At 41.5% G+C, this 2,888-nt stretch carries 4 protein-coding genes; 1 reads left to right on the top strand and 3 read right to left on the bottom strand.

The features are described 5' to 3' along the window. Positions 1-13: 13 nt before the first annotated feature. The 3 genes from cas7u to JW841_10355 form a co-directional block, all read right to left on the bottom strand. Positions 14-979: a type I-U CRISPR-associated protein Cas7 gene (gene cas7u / locus JW841_10365; GenBank protein MBN1961340.1), complete on the bottom strand. Its 966-nt coding sequence runs from the start codon at positions 977-979 to the stop codon at positions 14-16. 670 nt (positions 980-1,649) lie between these two features. Continuing rightward, on the bottom strand, positions 1,650-2,045 hold the full coding sequence (locus JW841_10360) for a hypothetical protein (GenBank protein ID MBN1961339.1): 396 nt from the start codon (positions 2,043-2,045) through the stop codon (positions 1,650-1,652). Positions 2,046-2,080: 35 nt separating this feature from the next. Then, complete coding sequence (locus JW841_10355) at positions 2,081-2,230, bottom strand: hypothetical protein (GenBank protein MBN1961338.1); 150 nt, start codon at positions 2,228-2,230, stop codon at positions 2,081-2,083. Between the two features lie 241 nt (positions 2,231-2,471). Here JW841_10355 and JW841_10350 point away from each other — a divergent pair. Then, positions 2,472-2,888, top strand: a 417-nt coding sequence (locus JW841_10350) for a hypothetical protein (GenBank protein ID MBN1961337.1), incomplete at its 3' end; no start/stop codon positions are given.

Below are 2,888 nucleotides of genomic sequence, written 5' to 3'. Positions count from 1 at the left end.
CACTTTAAAAAATTCACGCTACTGCATGCTTACTTGCGATCGCGCTAACCGCGATCGAAACGCCGCGCTTTTGAATGATCATTTCCAGAAAACGCAAACGCCGCAGACAAATAAGTGACAAGGTAGTTATTTGCTCTGCGTATTCAATCGTTACGCCATCATAAGTATTCTCATCAGTCTTTTTTTCTATTTGTTTAGGAAAGGGCACACTTGAATGATTCACCGCCGAAGGAGAATCAACACCCTTACTTTTGGCTTCAAGGCCAGCGACAGTCCACGATTTATCTGGAGCTTTTATTACTTTTACCGCAGCACGTATCTCTAGTGGATCATGACGAACGCCACGACGTAAATCACCAATCTCTGCCCCTATCCCAACAATCTCAGATACTAAAGCGCGCTCGAATTTTGGGCCTAGGCCACCTTTTGGTCCGGTAGAATCCCACATGCCAAAGATAAGCGCTGTTGGGCATAATTTAAGAAGCGGCGTTGCATTATTCAGGCTTATGGTGTTGAGAGATTTGCCCTCGTTAGAGTCACGAAAGCGTACTCCTTTATATTCACTATCCCGTAATATGGCATCTGCCGAGCGATGCGGCGCTTGCAAGCTGGTGATTTTACCAACAGCATCAATAAGTTTACCCGCTTGCTTATCTGCTTCAATATCGCCGGTAGGACTGTATTCAGAAAAATCGATGGTGAGTAGCGGCATACCGATTTTACCAGCATCGATGGCCTCTTGCAGGGCGAGCTCCATACGGTTTGCTTGACTCTGCACGCTATCGAGCAATACACACCTAACCGGTGCGTCGCGACCTGGTATGCGCCGTTGTTCTTCAGCATAGACCGCTCCTGCAAAAGTTGGCGGAAAGACTTTATCTCCTTGACCACCAGCGGGTTGCAGTCGACGCCGACATCGAAAAGCCGCAGCGCTAGTTATGGCTTGCTCAAGTTCTGCAATCGTTAGCTCTTTAGGCATGTCACTTTCCTTGTATTTTGATACTGCTCCACGACAGTTGCTAAAATCATCTCTACCTCCCACCCTTGCCATCTCTGGTCACACGTCGAGCGGGGCGGCTAGTTTTGGTTGCTTTTTGTGATCGTCGCTGCCCGCGTGTCCGCTGCCCGCGTGTCACACGTAGCGCCGCTTTATGTCGCCGTAAGCGTTGAGTCCCATGCGTCATGGCGACAGCCCTTGTTTAGTAACAGCCGGTATAAATAAATTTTGAGGCACGAAATCTAGTGATGGATATTTAGCGACCTGGTATCCCTTATTAGCTAAGTGTAACGCTTAACGAAGCTAGTATACTTTACATAAAAATCGGTGCTATTGTTTTTATTTAATTAGGATCGCAACTGATTTTTAGAGCAATATTGAGCCGAAAGGAAATTTAACAAAAAATTTGAGTAAAGATTGGCGCTGTGGTTTTTGCTTAAATATATACTAATTATAAAAATAAAAGTTCAAGCAAAGTTTGTCTGTTTTTATGAGTCAGCACTGCTACTTATGATTATACCTAACAATACTGCTATTTTATGCTTGGGGTGCCAGCAACTAGCGCATATTGCGCTTTTGGTTTTTCTAATAACTTTAGAGTAACTATACGGTTTTTTTGGGTTATGACTTATTACTATTTCTTTGGGGCCAGTTAAATTTTCGGGTGTCTAGCATTCTTGGTATGCATCTGTTCAAGGCTATAAATACTTTTGCACATTTCTTCTTGCCTGGTCTCAATTGAGAGAAGCAACAAAATAGTCTTTGCCAAACCAAACCATATGATTGCATTAAATAAACTACCGACTATTATGAGTATTTTCCAGGTATCGTCTCTAATACCTGACACTCTCCATATGCTTGCAATTATTCCGAGTATAGCTATTAACTTAAAAAGTGTTGAACATACTTTTAGAAAAGTATGGCTATGAGATGCAGATTGATTAGGATCGATTTGCATAACATGATTGCGATGGTCTTCTAGATTATAGCCGCAGTCACAAATAACTACAGAATCAGTATGATGACGATTACATTTTGGGCAGATCATAATAATAAAACCTTCTTTCTGGTTATAAGATTTGTTTATATGATGCTATTTCTAGGTCGCGATAATACAATGGGACAGCTAAGTTCTAAATCAAATTCATCGATAACATTCTCACCTGTTTCAATACGTACGGGTTTAGTAATTTTATATATCTCGCCAAAATATATTAGGGTTGTAGCTAGCATGTTGCTGTTTACGAGCAACATTGATGCCAAGTATAGCTACTGCATAACTCGCTAATAGTTTTAGTAAATTAGTTTCTCGCCAAAAAATCACCATTTAAGTGTCGCAAAATGACACACGCAGATGTCTCATTTTACGACATCAATAAAGTAGCCCCATATTTTAATAGGGGAATTTTTAAATCATTACAGGTAGTTAATGTATTAAGTCGGCATGGCATTAAGGTTGCATTCACCTATGCCCATGCTAACAACAACGTTAACGTATTTTAATGACAATTATAAAATTTTAACTTGGTTTGAGTCAGCACCCAACGGCTACGAACAACTTAATTTTGACAACGATATATTTTGGGCTACCCAATTTGTGCAGCGTTTTGCTAGTGACTGGTGCTGCATGCAAAAACTGCGCTCAATGTTGGTCAATAATGGTTTGCAAAGTTTACATAGGTTAAACGAACAACAAGTAATACAGCAAATTGCCACGGCACTGCAAACACGGCAATTGCGGTTGTATCGCCAAGAAATACAATTAATATCGCAGGCCATTACGCCAGCAAACGTCACCGAGGTAGCAACTGCTTCACCTCAACCGCCGGTAAACGAAGATGCTGGCTTATCACTAACCATACGCACAGAGTCTGGCGAAGTGGTTAGTGAT

This window comes from Deltaproteobacteria bacterium, from assembly GCA_016931625.1.
Lineage (GTDB): Bacteria > Myxococcota > XYA12-FULL-58-9 > XYA12-FULL-58-9 > JAFGEK01 > JAFGEK01.
The sequence above is the reverse complement of the archived record's forward strand: the minus strand, read 5'-3'. Positions and strand labels throughout refer to the sequence as shown.